Here is a 1,413-nt window from a genome sequence, read left to right as displayed (position 1 = left end):
TAAAGTGAACCCATTTGTCAAGACACTTTTTTCAAAAAATTAAGTTGGATTTCGGAAGGGATAATCCCATCCTTCATCTCCCTTGTTTACCCACTAAGTGTGGATATATGAACTGTCAAGGGTGTGCTGCCTGGCAGCTTCCGAAGGAACCCTTTACAGCTCATATATCCGCGCTTACCCTTCGGGAAGGGAGAGACAGGATAATTACCTGTCCCAGTAGACTTCCTCTGGCGTGCGGTATTTCAACCGTGAGTGTGGACGCTCGTGATTATAAAAGTTCATGTAATTATTGATACCAATACGTGCTTCTCTTGGTGTCTCATATGCATTTGGATATACATCCTCATATTTTATGGTTCGCCAGAGCCTTTCCACAAAGATATTGTCGTAGGCACGACCACGGTGATCCATACTAATCCTGGATCCTGCATCCAGAAAAATCTGTGTGAATTTGGGGCTTGTAAAATGACTTCCCTGGTCAGAATTCATGATTTCAGGTCTGGATACCTTCAATGCTTTGTGGCTGGTATCCAGAACAAATCCGATTTCCATGGTGTCACTCAGTTGCCAATGCAACACAAACCGTGAGTACCAATCAATGATTGCCACCAAATAAAGCCAATCTGTTTTGACTGGTATATAGGTAATGTCGATGGACCAAACCTGATCTGGATGGTCGATTTTAAGCCCTTTCAGTAGGTAAGGATAAATTTTATTGGACGGCTCCGGCTTGCTTGTGTTTTGCCGTGGATATATGGCCTGTATGCCCATTTCCTGCATATGCCGAAGGACTGCTTTGTGATTGATCAGATAATGCTCTTTTTCGTTAAGATACCAGCAAATGCGACGGTATCCATACATCGGGTATCGGGTATAGATTTTGTCAATCATCTGCTTTATGTACAGATCCTCTGTGGAATGTGGAGCCGGCTGATAATAGAGCCCGCTTCTATTAAGTTCCAAAAGGCTGGCCTGTACAGAAATGGAAAGAGTTGATCCATTCATATCCACAAGCAGTCGGCGTTCCGGTACGCTAAGTTCAGAAACCAGATTTTTTTTTCAACCACTCGTTTTGAGTGGTGAGCTTGCCAATCTGTGCATATAAATCGTTGATTTCAGCTTCGCGTGCTTTTTGAGCCTTACGTTCTTTGGATGAGTTGTCCTGGAACAGTGTATACAGTTGAGTTTCTGCCTCCCGCTTCCACTTTGAAAGCATATTGGGATGAATATTGTTCTCAGCAGCAATCTCATTGATGGTACGCTCGCCTCGAATTGCTTCAAGAACAAGCCTGGATTTCTCCTCTGGTGAATGTTGTTGTCTTGCCATAGTTGGACTCCTTTCGCTATAAAATCATAAGGGAAATCCAACTTAAAAACAACGATTTTTTTGTCTTAATTTATGGGTTCATTATA

The 1,413-nt window shown here is 42.7% G+C and carries 1 protein-coding gene; it reads right to left on the bottom strand.

Going from position 1 to position 1,413, the window contains the following annotated elements; all coding sequences use genetic code 11:
• Positions 1-204: 204 nt before the first annotated feature.
• Positions 205-1,327, bottom strand: a protein-coding gene (locus ASU35_RS05325) for an IS3 family transposase (protein WP_147525385.1) whose coding sequence is annotated in 2 segments (ribosomal slippage) — positions 205-1,050 and positions 1,052-1,327 — 1,122 coding nt in all. Because the reading frame shifts where the segments join, the coding sequence is not laid out codon by codon here.
• Between the last annotated feature and the right edge of the window lie 86 nt (positions 1,328-1,413).

Source organism: Acetivibrio ethanolgignens (genome assembly GCF_001461035.1).
Taxonomy (GTDB): Bacteria; Bacillota; Clostridia; order Lachnospirales; family Lachnospiraceae; genus Velocimicrobium; species Velocimicrobium ethanolgignens.
This window is presented reverse-complemented; position numbering and strand designations above follow the sequence as displayed.